Genomic DNA, 18,010 nt, shown 5'->3' on the forward strand with positions numbered 1-18,010 from the left:
CGCGTTCAGCTCGCCCAGGCGATCGCGAGCGGCATGGTCAGCGCCGCCAGCACCGTTTGCAGCGAGATGATCTGCGCCAGCAGCGGCGCATCGCCGCCCATCTGCTTGGCCAGCACATAGGCGCTCGGCGAGGTCGGGACCGCCGCGCAGATCGCGACCACGACGAGGCTCGGGCCGGTGACGCCGAACCATCCGGCGAGCCCGATCGCGAGAATCGGCATCAAGACCAGCTTGAGCACGACGCCAAGCGCAGCGGCCGGGCCGGCGCGGCGCAAGCCCTCGAAGTGCAGGCCGGCGCCGGTCACCAGCAGGCCGATCGGCAGCGAGGCCTGTCCAAGCGCATCGGCGGCATCGTGCCAGAGCTTTGGCAGCGGCACATGCGCCAGGTTGAGCGCGAGCCCGGCGAGGCAGCCCCAGATCAGCGGATTGCGCACGATGGTGGCGAGGATCTCGCGCATCGAGCGGCGGGTCGGCGAGGCGTAGTGAGCGAGCACGGCGACGCTGAACACGTTGACCATCGGGATGATCGCGATCATCGCCACCGACGCCGCCGCGAGCCCGGTCGGGCCGAACAGGCTGCCGGCGACGCTGAGCGCGACGTAGGTCTGCCAGCGGGTTGCCCCTTGGAAGATCGACGTGAACGCCGGACCGTCGATGCCGCAGCGGGTGAGCAGCGGCCGCAGCGCGAGGCACAGCGCCGACATCGCCAGCATCGCCAGGAACAGGGCGCCGCCGATGCCGGCGACCGGCACCTTGCCGAGATCGGCCTTCACCAGGCTCTGCATCAGCAGCGCCGGAAACAGCACAAAATAGGTCAGCCGCTCGAGCCCGTGCCATTGCGTATCCAGCCGGATCAGGCTGCGCCGCAGGCCGAAGCCGATCACGATCAACAGGAAGACCGGCGCGAGCGCCGCGGCAACGGGGCTCATGGGCTAGCGACCGGACTGGCGCAAGGTCGCAAGCCGATCGAGCGCCCCCTGCAGGATGAAGATCGCCGCATGGGTGTCGATCACCTCGGCGCGCCTGGCGCGGCTGACATCCATGCCGATCAGCTCGCGCTCGACGGCCGCCGTCGACAGCCGCTCGTCCCAGAGGCCGATCGGCAAGTCGGTGAGGCCCGCGAGGTTGCGTGCGAACGCCCGGGTCGATTGCGCCCGCGGCCCCTCGCTGCCGTCCATGTTGATCGGCAAGCCCAGCACGAAGCCGACCACCTTGCGCTCGGTGCAAATTGCCAGCAGTCGCGCCGAGTCCGACTTGAACGCCTTGCGCTGGATGGTCTCGACGCCGGTGGCGAGCCGCCGGTCGGGATCCGACACGGCGACGCCGATGGTCTTGGTGCCGAGATCGAGGCCAACGAGCGCGCCGCGCTCGGGCCAACGGGCTGCGGCTTCGATGAGGGGGAGGATGGGGGCGGGCATGGCGCGCCGCTTAGCATGGGCGCATCCGCCGGGCCAGCGCGGCTGGCGCATGGGTTGCCGCTGCGCTGCGTTCGTTCTATATGGACCGCCATGCCGTGAACAGGAGGGGTGCCGTGGATCGCAGGACCAACATTGCCCGCCGCTTTGTGTCCTCTGCCATCACGGTTGCCCATGTTCTCCTGTCTGACGCTCGACGCGGTTGCCGCCGCGACACCTGACGGTCATCCGCTCTTCGACAATCTCACACTCTCCATCGGTGCCGAACGCGTCGGTCTGGTTGGCCGCAACGGCGCCGGCAAGTCGACCTTGCTCCGCATCGCCGCTGGCGTCTCGGAGCCTGCGGCCGGAGCGGTGACGCGCAGCGGGGCGCACGGCCTCCTGGCGCAGCACTGGGATCCCGGCTTGCGCGTCGACGAGGCGCTCGGCGTCGCCGGCGATCTTGCGGTCATCGATCGTATCGTCGTGGGAAAGAGCCGGGACAGCGACCTTGCCGATGATCTCGCGCGCGCGGATTGGAGCCTGCCGAGCCGTGTCGATGACGCGCTGACCGAGGCGGGCCTCGCCGGAATTGCGTTCGATCGCTTGATGGACTCGCTCAGCGGCGGCGAGCGGACGCGTATCGGCATCGCGCGGCTGCTGATCGAGGCGCCGGATCTGCTACTGCTCGACGAGCCCACCAACAATCTCGATGCCGAGGGCCGCGACGCTGTCGGCCGGCTGATTCGGCGCTGGCGCGGCGGCGTCCTGGTCGCCAGTCATGACCGCGCGGTGCTGGAGATGATGGACCGGATCGTGGAGCTCACCCCGGTCGGTGTCCACATCGTCGGTGGCGGCTGGACGATGTTTGCGCAGGCGCGGGAGAATGCGCGGGCGCGTGCAGCGATCGCGCTGGACCGCGCCGATGCGCATGTGCGGGATGTCAGCCGCACCGTGCAGCGCCAGCGCGAAGCGAAAGCGCGCAAGGACAGGGCCGGCCGTGCCTTCGCCGCCAGCGGCTCGGCGCCGAGGATCTTGCTGGGGGCTCGAGCCGAGCGGGCCGAGACGACCGGCGGGCGATCGCAGCGGCTCGCCGAGCGCATGATCAACGAAGCGGCCGAGCGAGCCGAGCAGGCGCGACAACATTTGGAGGTGCTGACGCCGCTCTCGATGGCCCTGCCGCCGACCGGGCTCGGCGCCGGGACCGAACTGCTCGCGATGCAGGACGCGGTCGTGGGCGCCGGCGACAGGAGGTTCGGTCCCTGGACGCTCAGTGTCAGAGGCCGGCAGCGGATCGCGATCACCGGACGCAATGGCGCAGGCAAGACCACGCTGCTCAGGGCCGCGATCGGCGCGATTCCGCTGATCGACGGAACGGTTCGGCGTGCCGAAGGGCGGATCGCGATGCTGGATCAGCACGTCGTGTTGCTGGATCGCAGCGACAGCATCATCGGCAATTTCCGCCGCCTCCATCCGGCGTTCGGCGCCGAGGCGGCGCATGCAGCCTGCGCGCGCTTCGCCTTTCGGAACCGCGACGCCGGGCAGACGGTGGAGACGCTGTCCGGCGGCGAGCGCCTGCGTGCGGGCCTTGCCTGCACGTTTGGCGGCGCGCGTCCGCCATGGCTGCTGCTGCTCGACGAGCCAACCAATCATCTCGACATTGTCTCGATCGAGATGCTGGAGCAGGCGCTGCGCGACTTCGATGGCGCGCTGCTGGTCGTCAGCCACGATCCGTCGTTCCTCGCCGCGATCGGTGTGACCGAGGAGTTCGAAGTCACGAGCTGAGTGCCTCATGAGGCGATGAGGGGCACTCGGCGCGGCAACAAGGTCACCTCTCGCGAAGGGAGAGGTCGATTGCAGGATGCAAGCCGGGTGAGGGAGTACGGTCCAACTCATGGACAACGGCTCTCACCCGGCACTGCGCGCCGACATCTCCCCGCCGGAGAGGCGAAGCAAGCTAGCGGATCGCGATCGGGTTGATGTTGCCCTGGACGCCGCCGCGCCAGCGCGGCTGGCCCAGCACGAACAGGAACTCGTAGCCCTTGTCCTTGGCGAGATCGGCCGTGTTCATGTTTTCGAGGATATAGGTCCCGTTCATGGCGAGCAGGATCTGGTGCACCTCGAAGACGTTCTGAGACTCGAACGGCAGCACCTCGAGACCCCAGGTATCGGCGCCAATCGCGACGACTCCCTTGGACGTCAGGTACTTGGCGCCATCGACGCCGAGACCCGGCTCGGCAGCGCCGTATCGCTTGTCGTCCTTGCCGACGAGGCTCAGCCAGCCGGTGTGGAAGATCACGATGTCGCCCTGGCGGATTTCGACGCCCTGCTTCTTGGCGACTTCCTCGATCTCCTTGCTGTTGAACGCGGTACCTTCCTTCACCACGTCGGTGTTGTAATAGGCGGCCATGTCGAGCAGCACCCCGCGCGCCACCAGCGGCGGTACCTTTTCGATTCCGAGCTTCTTCAGGCCGGTCGGGTCGGCGAAATCGGCGACCTTGTTGCCGTTGTAGTAGACGTGCTCGACCCCGAGATGGCCGAGCCCGTCGAGCTGGCTGCCGACACCGACCCAGCCCTCGATGATGTCGTCATTGTAGGTTGCCTTGTTCGGACCAAGGCCGGGATTGCCGGCTTGGCCCGGCTGTACGACGGTGACCTTGAACGAGCGCGGGGGATAGGCCGGGGTCTTGGAATCGATGATCATGCCGAGCGCGTAGGTCTTGCCGGTCTTGACCAGCGAGGCCGCTTTGACCACGAGCTCCGGCGTGATGTAGTTGGCGGCGCCGATTTCGTCCTGCGGCCCCCATTTCGACTTTGTCCAGTCTGCGGGCTTGTCTTGAGCATTCGCTGTCCCGATCGCACCCATCAAGGCAATCGAGCAGCACAACACGAACGCGTTGCGCATCGCATTTCCTCCGACATGTTGACGTTTGTTGGTTTTCGCGCTGGCCAGCGCCGCATCCTAACGTAGTGCAGGAGCATGCGACAAAGCGTTTTTCGGCTGCGTGCGCTGCACAGCGCCCGAACGTCGCATCGGTCGAAATGGCCGGGCTTCACCGAGCTGCCTGATCATTTCGTGCCAAGGAATGTGCTGCGCGTCAGCAATGGCGTGCACAATCTCCGGGCGAGCGGAGTCAGGCCGCGATGTCGCGATCCCGGCAGCCCAAGCCTTCCATGAAGGCGGACAATGCGCTGCTGCGATGTCCGGCGCGGCGATGGACGAAGAGCGTCTCGACCTGAGCATGGGATGGATCGAGCGTGTGCAGTCCGATACTGCCGCTCATCTCGTGTCGCGTCACCACGGCACGCGGCAGCAACGCGACGCCCATGCCTGCGGCCACGCAGCCGATCATGCCATCGAGGGTGCCGAGCTCGATGCGGGCCGCCGCCGGCCAGCCGAACGCGTTGAAGACCTGCTCCAGCCGCTGCCGGTAGGTGCAGCCGGCCCTGAACATCAGCGCGGTCGGGCCGGAGGCGATCGTGGCCGCGCGCAAGGCCGGCAGGCTCTCGAAGCGCCGGGCCGTCACCAGCACGAGTTCTTCCTCGAAGGCGACCATGCCGGTGAGATCGGGATGGTCGATCGGTCCCGCAACGAAGGCACCATCGAGTGTCCCGTCGAGCACGCCGGCGACGAGCTCTGCTGTCGGCGCCGTGCGCAGGCTCAAGGATACGGCCGGGAAGCGGCGGTGGAAATCCGCAAGGTGCGTCGGCAGGCGCACCGCGGCGGTGGTCTCCATCGAGCCGATCATGAGCGATCCGTTCGGCTCGCCATCGTCGCGCGCGGCGAGCACGGCTTCGCGCGACAAGGCCGCCAGGCGATCGGCGTAGGGCAGCAGCCGTTGTCCCGCGCCGGTCAAGGTCATGCCGCGGCTGTGGCGTTCAAACAACGCTGTGCCGACCTCGGCTTCCAGCGCCTTGATCCGCTGCGTGACATTGGACTGGACGGTGTTCAGGATTTCGGCGGCGCGCGTGATGCCGCCGGTGCGCGCCACGGCGGCGAAGGTCTGCAGGTCGCTCAGTTCCACAGCCGCTCTCCGTTTTGATTCTGCGATGGCAGAGTTCTCAACTATTCATTTTGAGAGAATGCTAGCCGCGCCTAGGGTTCGCGTCCAGACATCAGGGAAGGGCAGATGCTGAGAACGCCGCTGACGGAGAAGCTCGGCACGATCCATCCGATCCTGCTGGCGCCGATGGACCTGATCGCCGATGCGCGGCTGGTGCGCGCGGTCAGCGAAGCCGGCGGCTTGGGTATTCTCGGTGGCGGCTATGGCAACCGCGTCTGGCTTGCGCAGGAAACGGCCAAGCTCAAGCGCTTGGGTGCGCCGTTCGGCATCGGCTTCATCACCTGGTCGCTGGCCCGGCAGCCGGAGCTGCTCGACATCGCGCTGGCGGCGAAGCCTGCAGCTGTGATGCTGTCCTTCGGCGATCCCGCGCGCTTCGCACCCGATATCAAGCAGGCCGGAGCACTCTTGATCTGCCAGGTGCAGGACGAAGCGATGGCGGAGCAGGCGCTCGCCGCGGGAGCCGACATCCTGGTCGCGCAAGGAACCGAAGCCGGCGGCCATGGCGCCTCGCGGACCACGCTCGACATTGTGCCTGCGATCGTCGACCTCGCGGCGGGGCGTGTGCCGGTGGCGGCGGCCGGTGGTCTCGCGGATGGCCGTGGCCTTGCCGCGATGCTCACGCTCGGCGCCGATGGCGTGCTGCTTGGCACGCGGTTCTATGCCAGCCAGGAAGCCGCGGGCGCCGAGGACGCGAAGCGGCGCATCTGCGCTGCGAAATCCGGCGAGACGGTTCGCGGCATCATCTTCGACCTGTCGCGCAACAATGTCTGGCCGGCGCCGTTCACCGGACGATGCCTGATCAACGACCATGCGCGGCGCTGGATGGGGCGGGAGGTCGAATTGCTGCAGCAGGTCGAGCACTTGTCGGCTGACTATGTGAAGGCAAGGGCCGATGGCAATTTCGATGTCGCCGCCGTCATCGCAGGCGAGGCGGTCGGCCTGATCCATGATATCCCGCTGGCCGGCGAGATCGTCGAGCGGATCGTCGGCGAGGCCACCCGGATCCTGCAGGGGCGGCGCAACGCGACCTGGCTGCCGCGCAACGAAGAAGAGTGAGGTGAACCATGTGGCCCGATCGCCGCTTCCTGGATCTCGTCAAGACCGAACACCCGATCGTGCTCGCCCCGATGGCCGGCGTGATGGATGCCGATCTCGTCATCGCCGTCGCGCAAGGTGGCGGCCTCGGCTCGCTGCCCTGTGCCATGCTGAGCGCCGACAAGGCCCGCGAACAGGTCAACATCATCCGCCAGCGCGTCTCTGCACCGATCAATGTGAACTTCTTCTGCCATACCCCGGTGGAGGCGGATGCTGTCCGCGAGGCCGGCTGGAAGCAGCGGCTCGGCGCTTACTACAAGGAGTATGGCGTGGATCCGGCGGCGCCGGTCACGGCCGCCAACCGCGCGCCGTTCGACGCGGCGATGTGCGCCGTCGTCGAGGAGTTGAGGCCGGAGATCGTCAGCTTTCATTTCGGTCTGCCGGAGGCCGGCCTGCTGGCGCGCGTCAAGGCGACCGGTGCGATCGTGATGGCCTCCGCGACGGTCGTGCGCGAGGCGGTGTGGCTGGAACGGAACGGCGCCGACGTCATCATCGCGCAAGGCGCGGAGGCGGGCGGCCATCGCGGCATGTTCCTGACCGACAAGCTCGCCGAGCAGGTCGGGACGTTCGCGCTGGTGCCGCAGATCGTCGACGCGGTGAAGCTGCCCGTCATCGCTGCCGGCGGCATTGCGGACGCGCGCGGCATTGCCGCGGCGTTCGCGCTCGGCGCCTGCGGCGTTCAGATCGGCAGTGCGTTTCTGCGGTGTCCGGAATCCAAGGTCAGCGCGATCGCGCGCGCCGCGCTCGCGTCCGCCGACGACGAATCGACCGTGATCACCAATGTGATGACCGGACGGCTGGCCCGCGGCGTCGCCAACCGGGTGATGCGCGAGGTCGGACCGATCTCGCCGGATGCACCGGCGTTTCCGCATGCCGCGACCGCGCTGGGCCCGCTCAAGGCCGCCGCGGAGAAGCAGGGCAAGGTGGATTTCACCAATCTCTGGGCCGGGCAGGCGCTGCCGCTGGGCCGCGAGATCCCGGCGGCCGAGCTGACGCGGACGCTGGCCGAACAGGCGCTGGCGCGCCTCGCGCGGATGGCGGGCTGACGCAGCCGGAGACCTTGAGGGCAGGGCGCTGCCCTCGGAAAGTCCAGAGCCTGCCGGTTGCGGCGCGAAACCGGGCTCTGCTATAGGGCGGGTTCACCTTGTCCCGTGAGGCCCTATATAATGTCGGTCGATGCCGCCACCGTCCGCCGGATCGCGCAATTGGCGCGGATCGCTGTCACTGACGCCGAGGTCCCGCATCTGCAGGGCGAGCTCAATGCGATGCTGGCCTTCGTGGAGCAGCTCTCGGAGGTCAATGTCGAGGGCGTCGAGCCGATGACCTCGGTGACGCCGATGGCGATGAAGAAGCGCCAGGACGTCGTCACCGACGGCGACATCGCCGACGACATCGTCAAGAACGCGCCCATGACCGAGAACAACTTCTTTCTCGTGCCGAAGGTCGTGGAATAGCTTGGGGCAGCTCCGCGCACCCGTCGCGCGTGATCCGCTCCTCCAACCGACAAGCGAGCCAACGCCGATGTGCCTGCTCTGCGACGATGAAGCGGCCTACAAGGCCTACATGGATTATCTCGACGCGATGGAGCGGCAGGGCAAGGCCGCCGATCCGGACAAGGCCGTGAACGAGGTGCTCGACCAGCTCGAAGTGGCCAACGCCAACAAGGCGAACACCACCAAGGCGAAGACGAACAAGTTCTTCGCCGACGATGCCGCCGACGACAAGACGCTTTCCCCCTTCTTCTGCAGCCCGATCAACAAATGACCGATTTGACTTCGATGACGCTCGCCGAGGCCCGCAAGGGCCTCGCGGACAAGACTTTCACGTCGCTCGAGCTGACCGACGCCCATCTCAAGGCGATGGAGGAGGCGCGGGCGCTCAACGCCTTCGTGATGGAGACGCCGGACCAGGCGCGCGCGATGGCGCGCGAGGCCGACGCCAAGATCGGCAAGGGCGAGGGCGGGCCGCTCGCCGGCATTCCGTTGGGGATCAAGGACCTGTTTGCCACCAAGGACGTCCGCACCACCGCGTGCTCGAAGATCCTCGGCAATTTCGTGCCGACCTATGAGTCGACCGTGACCTCGCAGCTGTGGCGCGACGGTGCGGTCATGCTCGGCAAGCTCAACAATGACGAGTTCGCGATGGGCTCGTCGAACGAGACCTCGTGCTTCGGCCCTGTCGGCAACCCCTGGCGGCGCGAGGGCTCCAACACCACGCTGGTGCCGGGCGGCTCGTCCGGCGGCTCGGCCTCGGCGGTGGCGGCGCTGCTCTGCATGGGCGCGACGGCGACCGACACCGGCGGCTCGATCCGCCAGCCGGCGGCGTTCACCGCCACCGTCGGCATCAAGCCGACCTATGGTCGCTGCTCGCGCTGGGGCATCGTCGCCTTTGCCTCCTCGCTCGACCAGGCGGGTCCGATCGCGCGCTCGACCCGTGACGCGGCGATCCTGCTGCGCTCGATGGCCGGCCACGACCCGAAGGACACGACCTCGGTCGACATCCCCGTGCCCGACTACGAGGCCGCCATCGGCAAGTCCGTGAAGGGCATGAAGATCGGCATCCCCAAGGAGTACCGGCTCGACGGCATGCCGGCCGAGATCGAGAAACTGTGGGGGCAAGGCGCCGAATGGCTCAAGGCGGCCGGCGCCGAGCTGGTCGAGGTGTCGCTGCCGCACACCAAATATGCGCTGCCGGCCTATTACATCGTGGCGCCGGCGGAGGCGTCCTCGAACCTCGCCCGCTACGACGGCGTCCGCTACGGCCTGCGCGTGCCCGGCAAGTCGATCGGCGAGCTGTACGAGAACACCAGGGCCGAAGGGTTCGGCGCCGAGGTGCGCCGCCGCGTCATGATCGGCACCTATGTGCTGTCGGCCGGCTATTACGACGCCTATTACATCCGGGCGCAGAAGGTCCGGACGCTCATCAAGAAGGACTTCGAGGACTGCTTCGCGCAAGGGGTCAACGCGATCCTGACACCGGCGACGCCGTCGGCTGCCTTCGGCATCGGCGAGAAGGGCGGCGCCGACCCGGTCGAGATGTATCTCAACGACATCTTCACGGTGACCGTGAACATGGCCGGCCTGCCGGGCATCGCGGTGCCCGCCGGCAAGGACGCGCAGGGGCTGCCGCTCGGGCTGCAACTGATCGGCCGTCCGTTCGACGAGGAGACGCTGTTCTCGCTCGGCGAGGTCATCGAGCAGGCGGCGGGACGCTTCACGCCGGTCCGGTGGTGGTGAGCGTCGACGATTTCAAGACGAGCCTCGCGGGCGATGCGCCCGCGACCGGGCTCACGCCCGTGCTGACCGGCCTCTGGTGGCTGGCGAAGGGCGACTGGGACCGGGCGCATGGGATCATTCAGGACGAGACCGGCCGCGATGCGGCTTGGGCGCACGCGCATCTGCATCGCGTCGAGGGCGATCTCGGCAATGCGGCCTATTGGTACCGCCAGGCCGGGCAGCCGGTCGCGACCGATGCGTTGGATATCGAATTCGAGCGGATCGTCTCCGCGCTGATGGGGAGTTGAGGGCCATGACGGCAACCAGCGGCAAGCTGATGAAGGGCGCCACCGGCGACTGGGAGGTCGTGATCGGCATGGAGATCCACGCCCAGGTCACCTCGAAGTCCAAGCTGTTCTCGGGCGCCTCGACCGCCTTCGGCGGCGATCCCAATACCCATGTGTCGCTGGTCGACGTGGCGATGCCGGGCATGCTGCCGGTCATCAACGAGGAGTGCGTGCGCCAGGCCGTGCGCACCGGGCTTGGCCTGAACGCCAAGATCAACCTGCGCTCGGTGTTCGATCGCAAGAACTATTTCTACCCGGACCTGCCGCAGGGCTACCAGATCAGCCAGTACAAGGACCCGATCGTCGGCGAGGGCGAGGTCACGGTCGAGCTCGACGGCGGCAAGACCGCCACCGTCGGCATCGAGCGCCTGCACATCGAGCAGGATCCCGGCAAGATGCTGCACGACCAGTCGCCGTCGCTATCCTATATCGACTACAACCGCTGCGGCGTGGCGCTGATGGAGATCGTCTCCAAGCCCGATATCCGCGACGCCGAGCAGGCCAAGGCCTACGTGACCAAGCTGCGGTCGATCATGCGCTATCTCGGCACCTGCGACGGCGACATGGAGAAGGGAAGCTTGCGCGCCGACGTGAACGTCTCCGTGCGCAAGCCGGGCGGGCCGCTCGGCACCCGCTGCGAGATCAAGAACATCAACTCCATCAGCTTCATCGGCCAGGCGGTCGAGGCCGAGGCGCGGCGCCAGATCGAGATCATCGAGGACGGCGGCGTCATCGAGCAGGAAACCCGCCGGTTCGATCCCGACAAGGGCGAGACGCGGTCGATGCGGTCCAAGGAGGAGGCGCATGATTACCGTTACTTCCCCGACCCGGACCTGCTGCCGCTCGAGTTCTCTCAAGCGTTCGTCGACGAGCTGAAGGCCGCGCTGCCCGAGCTGCCCGACCAGAAGAAGGCGCGCTTCATCGCCGATCTCGGCCTGTCGCCCTACGACGCCTCGGTGCTGGTCGCCGAGCGCGAGAGCGCGGCCTTCTATGAAGGCGTGCTGGAGGCGCTGGCAGACCGCGCACGCGACGGCAAGCTCGCCGCCAACTGGGTGATCAACGAGCTGTTCGGCCGTCTCAACAAGGAAGGCCGCGACATCTCGTCCTCTCCGGTGTCGGCGTCCCAGCTCGCTTCCATCGTCGCGCTGATCGGCGAGGGGACGATCTCCGGCAAGATCGCCAAGGACCTGTTCGAGATCGTCTGGAGCGAGGGCGGCGATCCGCGCGAGCTCGTCGAGAGCCGCGGCATGAAGCAGGTCACCGACCTCGGCGCGATCGAGAAGGTGGTCGACGAGATCATCGCCGCCAATCCGGACAAGGTCGCACAGGCCAAGGCGAAGCCTCAGCTCGCCGGCTGGTTCGTCGGCCAGGTGATGAAGTCGTCGGGCGGCAAGGCCAACCCGCAGGCGGTGAACGATCTCCTGAAGAGCAAGCTCGGCATCTGAAACGACGATCGCTGGTCTTCGTTCCGACGGCGCGCACCACGGTGCGCGCCGTTTTCGTTTGGGCTCGCGTCCGGCGAATCGCCGCACGCGATTCGCAAAAAAGCCACCGTTCGCGAGCGATCGAACGCGCACGACGGTGTGTACGATGAAAATTTTTTCGTTGCCAAAATTTACGACTCGGAGTCCGCGAGCGGCTCCTCCGATGTGAGTCTGCGCGGCGCAACGGAGTTGTCGCCGCTGCCGCGTTGTCTAGCAGCAATTCAGGAAATCCTTGCAGCGTAGGCTTTTCTTGCGATCGCTATTAGTAGCAGTCTCGCCGTTGTGCCGACGCGAGATCGCGTTTCCGATGGCGACCGTCGTGCTGCTTCGCGCGTTTCGTCAGCCGTACGCGCGCGCGCGTGTCAACACTTCCTTAAGCCGGAAGCTGTTTTTTTTCACTCGTTGGTGTATCGATATGGAGTGCATCTCGATTCCCGAGTGCACGCATCGACTAAGCCAACTCACATCGGAGGGCAACATGGCCAAGAAAGCGAAGAAGGCGAAGAAGGCAGTGAAGAAGGTCGCGAAGACCGCGGCGAAGAAGACTGCCAAGAAGACCAAGAAGGTCGCCAAGAAGAAGTAACTCTCGCAGTTCGCTGCGAGATGAGTCCGGCAGCTTGAAGCCGGCACGTCGTTGGAACGAAGGGACGCGCAGCTCGTTCAGAGCCGGCAGATCATCTTAAGCTCCAATCGACGATAGAGGGTGTCGGCGAGACATCAGGTCAACGGTCGGATCGAACTCCAAGGCAGCCTTGCTGCGGCGGGGCGGTCCGGCAGAAGAAACAGGATTTCTTCGTTCGGTGCAGATCGCGTTTCCGGTCTGCAATCTCACGAGCGGCTCACGGGCCAGAGTGAGATCTGATCCTGACGTGTTCGCCGACGCCCTCGATCCCGGCACAGCGCCGGAGGGCGGCCCTGTCCGACATTCTCCTCATTGCTCTTTCCCCTTGATCCTTCCCCTTGCTTTCATCCCATGTAGCTGACGCGCCAGATGGCGTTGGCCGTGTTACGCCTCGAACGGCGGGAGCGAAGGCGGTCCTTCGCGGCGGCGAGTCGTTGTCTTGCGGGGATCGATCGGGACGTTGTCTCGGGCCTCGTCCACCAGCTGGGTCGGCGTTGCCCATGCCGCCGGTTGCAACGGCCGCAACATCGCGTTTCGCGGATGGTTAGAGGTTTGCCAAACAGAACGGTAAATCGATCTTTGCCGCTTTGAAAAATCTCATCTGAATCAAGCGTTTGAGCTTCGGCCCGAAAGATCGGTCGCTTTGTGTTCAGGCTTCCTTCAGCACGATGTTTAAACTGCCTTTCAAACTTGATCCGCATCCTTCGCGCATAAGCCGTCAAACGGCATGGGGACTAACCAGGCGTTGAACAGTTGGACGGGGGCTGCGCTCCAAGGGAGCCGCCTCCTGTTGAGAAGGAGAGCGACGATGTTTCAGGGACAACTCAATTTCGTTGATGTGACCACCGCCGAACAGGGCGCCAATGGTGACGTGCTGTTTGAACTCGGCATGCTCTATGCGAGCGGTCGCGACGGCGTGGTTGATCTGGTGGCCGCGCACAAATGGTTCAACCTCGCTGCCCTCAAGGGGCGTGTCGATGCGGCTGCGATGCGTCGTGAAGTCGCCGAGCAGATGTCGGACGCCGACATCGCTGCTGCGCAGCGCGAGGCGCGCGCCTGGATGAGCGCGCGCTGATCATGCAATGATGTGGCTGTCCGGCCTCGTGCCCCGGAGAGGTGCAGAGCGAGGCCGGCGCCGGGCCACTGCGGTGAGCGGATCCGGTCGCCAGCGATTGACTGAGATCCACATCCGCGACCGAGCCTCGTCGTGCGCCCACAAATCTCCTATCTGTCGTCGCAGGTGACGCAGGAAGCGGGATGTTGTGAATGGGCCAGGCACGGCGACAGCCGAGACGGCAAGAGCTGATCGACTGCCATGACTGTGGGAACGGCGTATCGTTCAGCGCGGTGGCGTGTCCGCATTGCGGTTCGACCGAGCCGGCCGGACCGGCGGTGCAGAGCCGGCGCGAGTTGCAGCGGTTGCGGATCGAGGCCGCCAACGACCGGCGTCTCGTCGTGGTGACCGCGCTGTGTGCCGGTGCCGGCACATTATATGGTGCGGTGATGGGAGCAGGGGGCGCGGCGTCCTGGTGGGCGGCGCTCGGCTACGGCTTCGTCGGTGCCGTCATCGGCGTGCCCGCCGCCTTCGTGATCAACATCAGCCGCAGCCTGTTCGACTGACGCGTGCGCGGCCTGACGAAGATCGCGCGATGATGGCCGGTGTCGGATCGGGCGAAGAATCAACGGAGATGGTGCCGCGCCCGGCCTTGTCGCCATCAGGACACATGGCGGAGACAGGACGGATAGCAGAGGAAGACACATGGCGGAGACGGAGGGATTCGAACCCTCGATAGGGCTTTACAACCCTATAACGGTTTAGCAAACCGCCGCCTTCAGCCACTCGGCCACGTCTCCGGCGAGCGTCGGTATGCCCGACGACGCGCCGAGCCGCAAGCGGCAGATTGCAGCTGGTTCGAAATCCTCACAGCTGCGCAGTCCTCATCCATAGTGTTCGGGCGGCGACTTGTCTGTGGAGCGTACGCCGGCGGCCGCGGTCGACGGCAGTCCCGCCATCGCGACGAGTTCAACTCCGCGCGCAAGGCCGCCTAAGTCAGGCTGATGCAGAATCGCCACACCACGTCGGTGCTGCCCCGAATCTCAGGCATTTCCGGCCGGAGATGGTGCCCGCAGCGCCCGACTTGCGTCATTTCCTGGCTGGGGAGTGTGTCCGGGCATAAGCACCCAAAAATGCGCTGTCAAAAAACAGTAACCAAACCAAGTCTTTAGGCGGTCCCGCAGAACCACGGTTCCGTGCCTTTTGTGCAACACCGTTTCAAAAAGGCGCCTGCTGACGGCCGCAATGATGGTTCCTTTGTTGCGTGTGCAAAGGCGTTCGGTAATTCTGCTCGCACGACGAAGGGGGGCATCCCGACGTCGTCCCGTTTCAGGTCGTTCGCTCAAGTCCCTCGCGTCATGCGGGTGTGTCCGATAGCGCGACGCGGCTGAGCGACGGGTCGAAAGGGATCAGGGCCAACCTCGAGGGTGTCTCACACCCAGCGGACTCGGAACCTTCCCTGACTGAGCAACTTGGAGGTTTAACACTATGAACACGATCAAGAGCCTCGTCCTTGGCTCGGCGGCAGTTCTCGTCGCCATGTCCGGGGCCCAGGCAGCTGACCTTCCGATCAAGGCCAAGGCGGTCGAGTACGTGAAGGTCTGCTCGCTGTACGGCGCCGGCTTCTACTACATCCCCGGCACCGACACCTGCATCAAGCTCGGCGGCTATCTCCGTGCGGAGGCTTCGTTCGCCAGCAACGGCCAGTACAACAACGCCGTCAACGGCGTTTCCGGCGGCAACAACCGCCACAGCAACTACTACTACAGCCGCGCTCGTCAGGACCTCAACATCGACACGCGCACCGCGACCGAGTACGGCGTGGTTCGTACCTATGCCGACCTGACGTTCACCTGGACCAGCGGCACCTACGCCGGCTCCGGCTCGGCGACCGGCGCGACCGCTTACTCGACGGCCGGCGCTCCTGGCGCTCAGGCCGACGGCAACATCGCGCAGGGCGGCGTGGGCGTGTACTACGCCTTCATCCAGTTCGCCGGCTTCACGATGGGTAAGGCCGTGTCGCAGTTCGACGCGCCCTGGACCAACTACCCGGGCAACAACTTCGACGGCCTGTGGGGCGGCGGCGGCACCGTGACCGGTGTCAACCAGTTCACCTACACCGCCGATTTCGGCTCGGGCATCACGGCGGCGATCTCGGCCCAGGATCAGACGGCGTACTACCAGACCAACCTCTGGAACGTCTCGGGCATCACCGCTGCCAGCATCATCGGCGGCGCCTACGGCACCAACTCGTACGGTGGCAACGTGTCCCCGGACATCGTCGGCATGGTCCGCGTCGACCAGGCCTGGGGTCTGTTCCAGGCGTCGTTCGCGGCGCATGACAACCACACCGGCTACTACGGTGCGGCGGAGACCTCGGGTCACCCGGCTGACAAGTGGGGCTGGGCTGCTCAGCTGGCCTTGTCGATCAAGAACATCCCGACCGGCCCCGGCGACAGCATCAACATCCAGGGTGTCTACACCAACGGTGCGAGCCGCTACAACGCTCAGAGCCTGGTGCCGACCTCCTACGCGATGTACGGCGGCAGCAGCACGGCTGGCGTCTACGGCACGCTCGGCTTCGCCGGCGTCAGCGACTCGGTGTTCGTCACGGGCGGTGAGCAGCAGCTGACCACCACCTACGGCTTCCGCGGTGCCTACACGCACAACTGGAGCCCGACCTGGAACTCGGCGATCTACGGTTCGTGGGCTGCCGTGTCCTACAACAACACTGCCAAGGGCCTGATCTGCGGCAGCGCGGCGATGGGTGCAATCGCGGGCGCAGGCTTCACCTGCAACCCCGACTTCAACATCTCCTCGCTGGGTCTGATCACCCGCTGGACTCCCGTCAAGAACCTGACCTTCTCGGCGGACGTGGCCTGGACCAACCTGGACCAGAAGTACTCGGGCAACATCGTTTCTCCGGCCACGAGCGCGACCTCCAAGCCGGCCGCGGTCTACCAGCTCAAGGACCAGAACTCGGTTTCCTTGCTGCTCCGCGCTCAGCGCAACTTCTGATCCCGATCGACAGGTTGGGTTCGAGAGCCCCCGGCAGGAAACTGCCGGGGGTTTTTCTTTGTGCAATCACGGCCGTGTCGGGCAGCGGTGCTTGGTTCGATGACAGAACAAGCAATCTGGCAGACAGGCGGCAAAACGGCGTTCGGAGCTGCTGATGCACTGCGGATTGAGGTCGGCTCGGCACTCGGCAGCGAGCCGGTATTTTTTTTCAAAAGGGTGTTGAAAACAGATGAGTTGATAAGCTAATTTCTAAAGGTCATGAAATGATGTGTTCCTGACGAGGACTTCACTGCAGAGACAAGCTTGAAGACGTCTATGTTGAACCTCCCGAAGCCTCTGGCGATGCCCCGCTGGAGGCTTCTCTACCTCCTCGTCTCGTGATCCTCCTCTGACGGACGCCGCCTGTTGGCGTGCTCCCTTTCAGACCGTTGGCCAACGCGCTCGCCGAGTGCGGTGTTCGGCCACGGTTCCGCCATGCGGCTAAAAATCCTCTCTTGTCGTCTTGACCAAGAAATCCCGGATCGTCACTCTGACAATCAGATGACGGGCCCTGACACCGTCACGTAGTGGGAAAACGGTCCAAGATGAGTTCGGAAGGCTCGGCGGGAGTATTGCGTCCGTGGTCAGACCAGGACGATCTGGCAGATGCGATTACGCGTCTGTTGGAAGCGCGTCCGGGTGGCCGCCTCGACTTGGCTGAATGTCTGGCTGTCGCGCGGCGAATCGACCGCAACGACGAGGACTCCTGGTATCGCGAGTGGATGCAGTGCGCGGATACGATGCGGGCTGCGGCCGGCGGCGCGTTGAAGGAGGGCCAGCTCCAGACCGCATTTCGCAAATGGTCGCGGGCCGTTGATTGCTATGAGGCCGCGGCCTGTCCGCTCAGTGGCTCTCGCTCTCGTCAGACCGTCGTGCTCGCCCGCATGCGGGAATGCGCGCGTGACTTCCTCCGCTGCGCCGAGCCGCAAGGCGAGGTCGTCACGATTCCCTGGCGGACCGACTATCCTCTCGAAGCCTATTTTCTCCCGGCACCAGGCGATGGGAGGAGGGCGCCCACCCTCATCTGCATCGGTGAGCCCGGTCGGCGCAAGGAGACATCGCTGTTCAGGCTCGCGGCGCATGCCGAACAGCGCGGCCTGGCGTTGCTCGTCGTCGACCTGCTGGGGGCCGGACCGGACTGTCGTTTCGAGGAGATCGTCGGCCGTCGCGATCTCGAATCGGCGATCGCGAGCGTGACGGACTACGTGACGTCGCGCGATGACGTGGACGAGGCGCGGATTGCGATTCTCGCCGACGACTGGAGTTCGTCCTTCGTCGCGCGCGGAATCGCGCTGGATCCGCGCTATGCCGCCGCAGTTTGCGACGCCGGGCTGTGGGACATTCACGAGCGCGTCTTCCTGTCGCGCCGCCTCGCTGCGAGCGAGCGGGGCAGAATGTCCATCGCGAGCGATGGCCTGGCGGCGCGGCAGATCATGTGTCCGCTGCTGGTGACAGTGCCGGAGCGTGGCTGGTTGCGGGCCGACATCGCGGCCCGGCTGATCGCGCAGATCAAGCGCGAGCACCCGGATATCACGCTGAAGATATTCCCGGGTGAGGGCGCGGATTCGCTCGAGGCGGACGTCTTCGTCTTCGACTGGATCGCCAGGCGGCTGGCCGAGTCTCCGCGGCGACCAGGCTGAGACTGCGGACACCGCATTCCGACGCCGCGGCACCGCGC

General features: G+C 65.8%; 17 protein-coding genes and 1 tRNA gene. 13 read left to right on the plus strand and 5 right to left on the minus strand.

Going from position 1 to position 18,010, the window contains the following annotated elements; all coding sequences use genetic code 11:
• Positions 1–5 precede the first annotated feature (5 nt).
• Together HL666_RS23330 and ruvX are read right to left on the minus strand one after the other, a co-directional pair.
• On the minus strand, positions 6–929 hold the full coding sequence (locus HL666_RS23330) for an AEC family transporter (RefSeq protein ID WP_172132743.1): 924 nt from the start codon (positions 927–929) through the stop codon (positions 6–8).
• Between the two features lie 3 nt (positions 930–932).
• Positions 933–1,418, minus strand: coding sequence for a Holliday junction resolvase RuvX (gene ruvX, locus HL666_RS23335; protein WP_172183856.1), 486 nt, complete (start codon positions 1,416–1,418; stop codon positions 933–935).
• Positions 1,419–1,589: 171 nt separating this feature from the next.
• Between ruvX and HL666_RS23340 the strand changes: the two genes are divergently transcribed.
• Positions 1,590–3,179, plus strand: a complete 1,590-nt coding sequence (locus HL666_RS23340; RefSeq protein WP_172183858.1) for an ABC-F family ATP-binding cassette domain-containing protein — start codon at positions 1,590–1,592, stop codon at positions 3,177–3,179.
• Positions 3,180–3,351: 172 nt separating this feature from the next.
• Here HL666_RS23340 and HL666_RS23345 read toward each other — a convergent pair whose 3' ends face one another.
• Entirely contained in the window at positions 3,352–4,299 is a 948-nt protein-coding gene (locus tag HL666_RS23345) for a cyclase family protein (RefSeq protein ID WP_172114012.1), read from the minus strand.
• Between the two features lie 229 nt (positions 4,300–4,528).
• A complete protein-coding gene (locus HL666_RS23350) occupies positions 4,529–5,419 on the minus strand; it encodes a LysR family transcriptional regulator (protein WP_172183860.1) in 891 nt (296 codons plus the stop codon).
• A gap of 105 nt (positions 5,420–5,524) precedes the next feature.
• Between HL666_RS23350 and HL666_RS23355 the strand changes: the two genes are divergently transcribed.
• The 9 genes from HL666_RS23355 to HL666_RS34285 all read left to right on the plus strand — a co-directional run bounded on the left by HL666_RS23355 (position 5,525) and on the right by HL666_RS34285 (position 13,841).
• Positions 5,525–6,514, plus strand: coding sequence for an NAD(P)H-dependent flavin oxidoreductase (locus tag HL666_RS23355; protein ID WP_172183862.1), 990 nt, complete (start codon positions 5,525–5,527; stop codon positions 6,512–6,514).
• A gap of 8 nt (positions 6,515–6,522) precedes the next feature.
• The gene (locus HL666_RS23360; protein ID WP_172183863.1) at positions 6,523–7,599 is read left to right on the plus strand and encodes an NAD(P)H-dependent flavin oxidoreductase; all 1,077 of its coding nucleotides are present in this window, start codon (positions 6,523–6,525) and stop codon (positions 7,597–7,599) included.
• A gap of 120 nt (positions 7,600–7,719) precedes the next feature.
• A complete protein-coding gene (gene gatC, locus HL666_RS23365; RefSeq protein ID WP_009027600.1) occupies positions 7,720–8,007 on the plus strand; it encodes an Asp-tRNA(Asn)/Glu-tRNA(Gln) amidotransferase subunit GatC in 288 nt (95 codons plus the stop codon).
• Positions 8,008–8,074: 67 nt separating this feature from the next.
• On the plus strand, positions 8,075–8,317 hold the full coding sequence (locus HL666_RS23370) for a hypothetical protein (protein ID WP_172114016.1): 243 nt from the start codon (positions 8,075–8,077) through the stop codon (positions 8,315–8,317).
• Entirely contained in the window at positions 8,314–9,789 is a 1,476-nt protein-coding gene (gene gatA / locus HL666_RS23375) for an Asp-tRNA(Asn)/Glu-tRNA(Gln) amidotransferase subunit GatA (protein ID WP_172183865.1), read from the plus strand. Before HL666_RS23370 ends, gatA begins: the two co-directional genes overlap by 4 nt.
• On the plus strand, positions 9,780–10,076 hold the full coding sequence (locus HL666_RS23380) for a hypothetical protein (protein WP_172114018.1): 297 nt from the start codon (positions 9,780–9,782) through the stop codon (positions 10,074–10,076). The genes gatA and HL666_RS23380 overlap by 10 nt, the downstream gene beginning before the upstream one ends.
• 5 nt (positions 10,077–10,081) lie before the next feature.
• Positions 10,082–11,560, plus strand: coding sequence for an Asp-tRNA(Asn)/Glu-tRNA(Gln) amidotransferase subunit GatB (gatB, locus tag HL666_RS23385; RefSeq protein WP_172114019.1), 1,479 nt, complete (start codon positions 10,082–10,084; stop codon positions 11,558–11,560).
• Between the two features lie 1,469 nt (positions 11,561–13,029).
• A complete protein-coding gene (locus tag HL666_RS23390) occupies positions 13,030–13,296 on the plus strand; it encodes a hypothetical protein (RefSeq protein ID WP_172114020.1) in 267 nt (88 codons plus the stop codon).
• Between the two features lie 191 nt (positions 13,297–13,487).
• Positions 13,488–13,841, plus strand: a complete 354-nt coding sequence (locus HL666_RS34285) for a hypothetical protein (RefSeq protein WP_246739327.1) — start codon at positions 13,488–13,490, stop codon at positions 13,839–13,841.
• A gap of 140 nt (positions 13,842–13,981) precedes the next feature.
• Here HL666_RS34285 and HL666_RS23400 read toward each other — a convergent pair.
• A tRNA-Ser gene (locus HL666_RS23400) sits at positions 13,982–14,075 on the minus strand.
• A gap of 688 nt (positions 14,076–14,763) precedes the next feature.
• On the opposite strand from HL666_RS23400, the gene HL666_RS23405 reads away from it, so the two are divergent.
• The 3 genes from HL666_RS23405 to HL666_RS23415 all read left to right on the plus strand — a co-directional run bounded on the left by HL666_RS23405 (position 14,764) and on the right by HL666_RS23415 (position 17,972).
• A complete protein-coding gene (locus tag HL666_RS23405) occupies positions 14,764–16,293 on the plus strand; it encodes a porin (RefSeq protein WP_172132734.1) in 1,530 nt (509 codons plus the stop codon).
• 99 nt (positions 16,294–16,392) lie between these two features.
• Positions 16,393–16,539 carry a hypothetical protein gene (locus HL666_RS23410; protein WP_172114022.1) on the plus strand — a complete coding sequence of 49 codons (147 nt, stop codon included), beginning with the start codon at positions 16,393–16,395 and terminating at the stop codon, positions 16,537–16,539.
• A gap of 338 nt (positions 16,540–16,877) precedes the next feature.
• Positions 16,878–17,972, plus strand: a complete 1,095-nt coding sequence (locus tag HL666_RS23415; protein ID WP_172183867.1) for an alpha/beta hydrolase family protein — start codon at positions 16,878–16,880, stop codon at positions 17,970–17,972.
• Positions 17,973–18,010 lie beyond the last annotated feature (38 nt).

The organism is Bradyrhizobium aeschynomenes (assembly GCF_013178945.1).
GTDB lineage: Bacteria > Pseudomonadota > Alphaproteobacteria > Rhizobiales > Xanthobacteraceae > Bradyrhizobium > Bradyrhizobium aeschynomenes.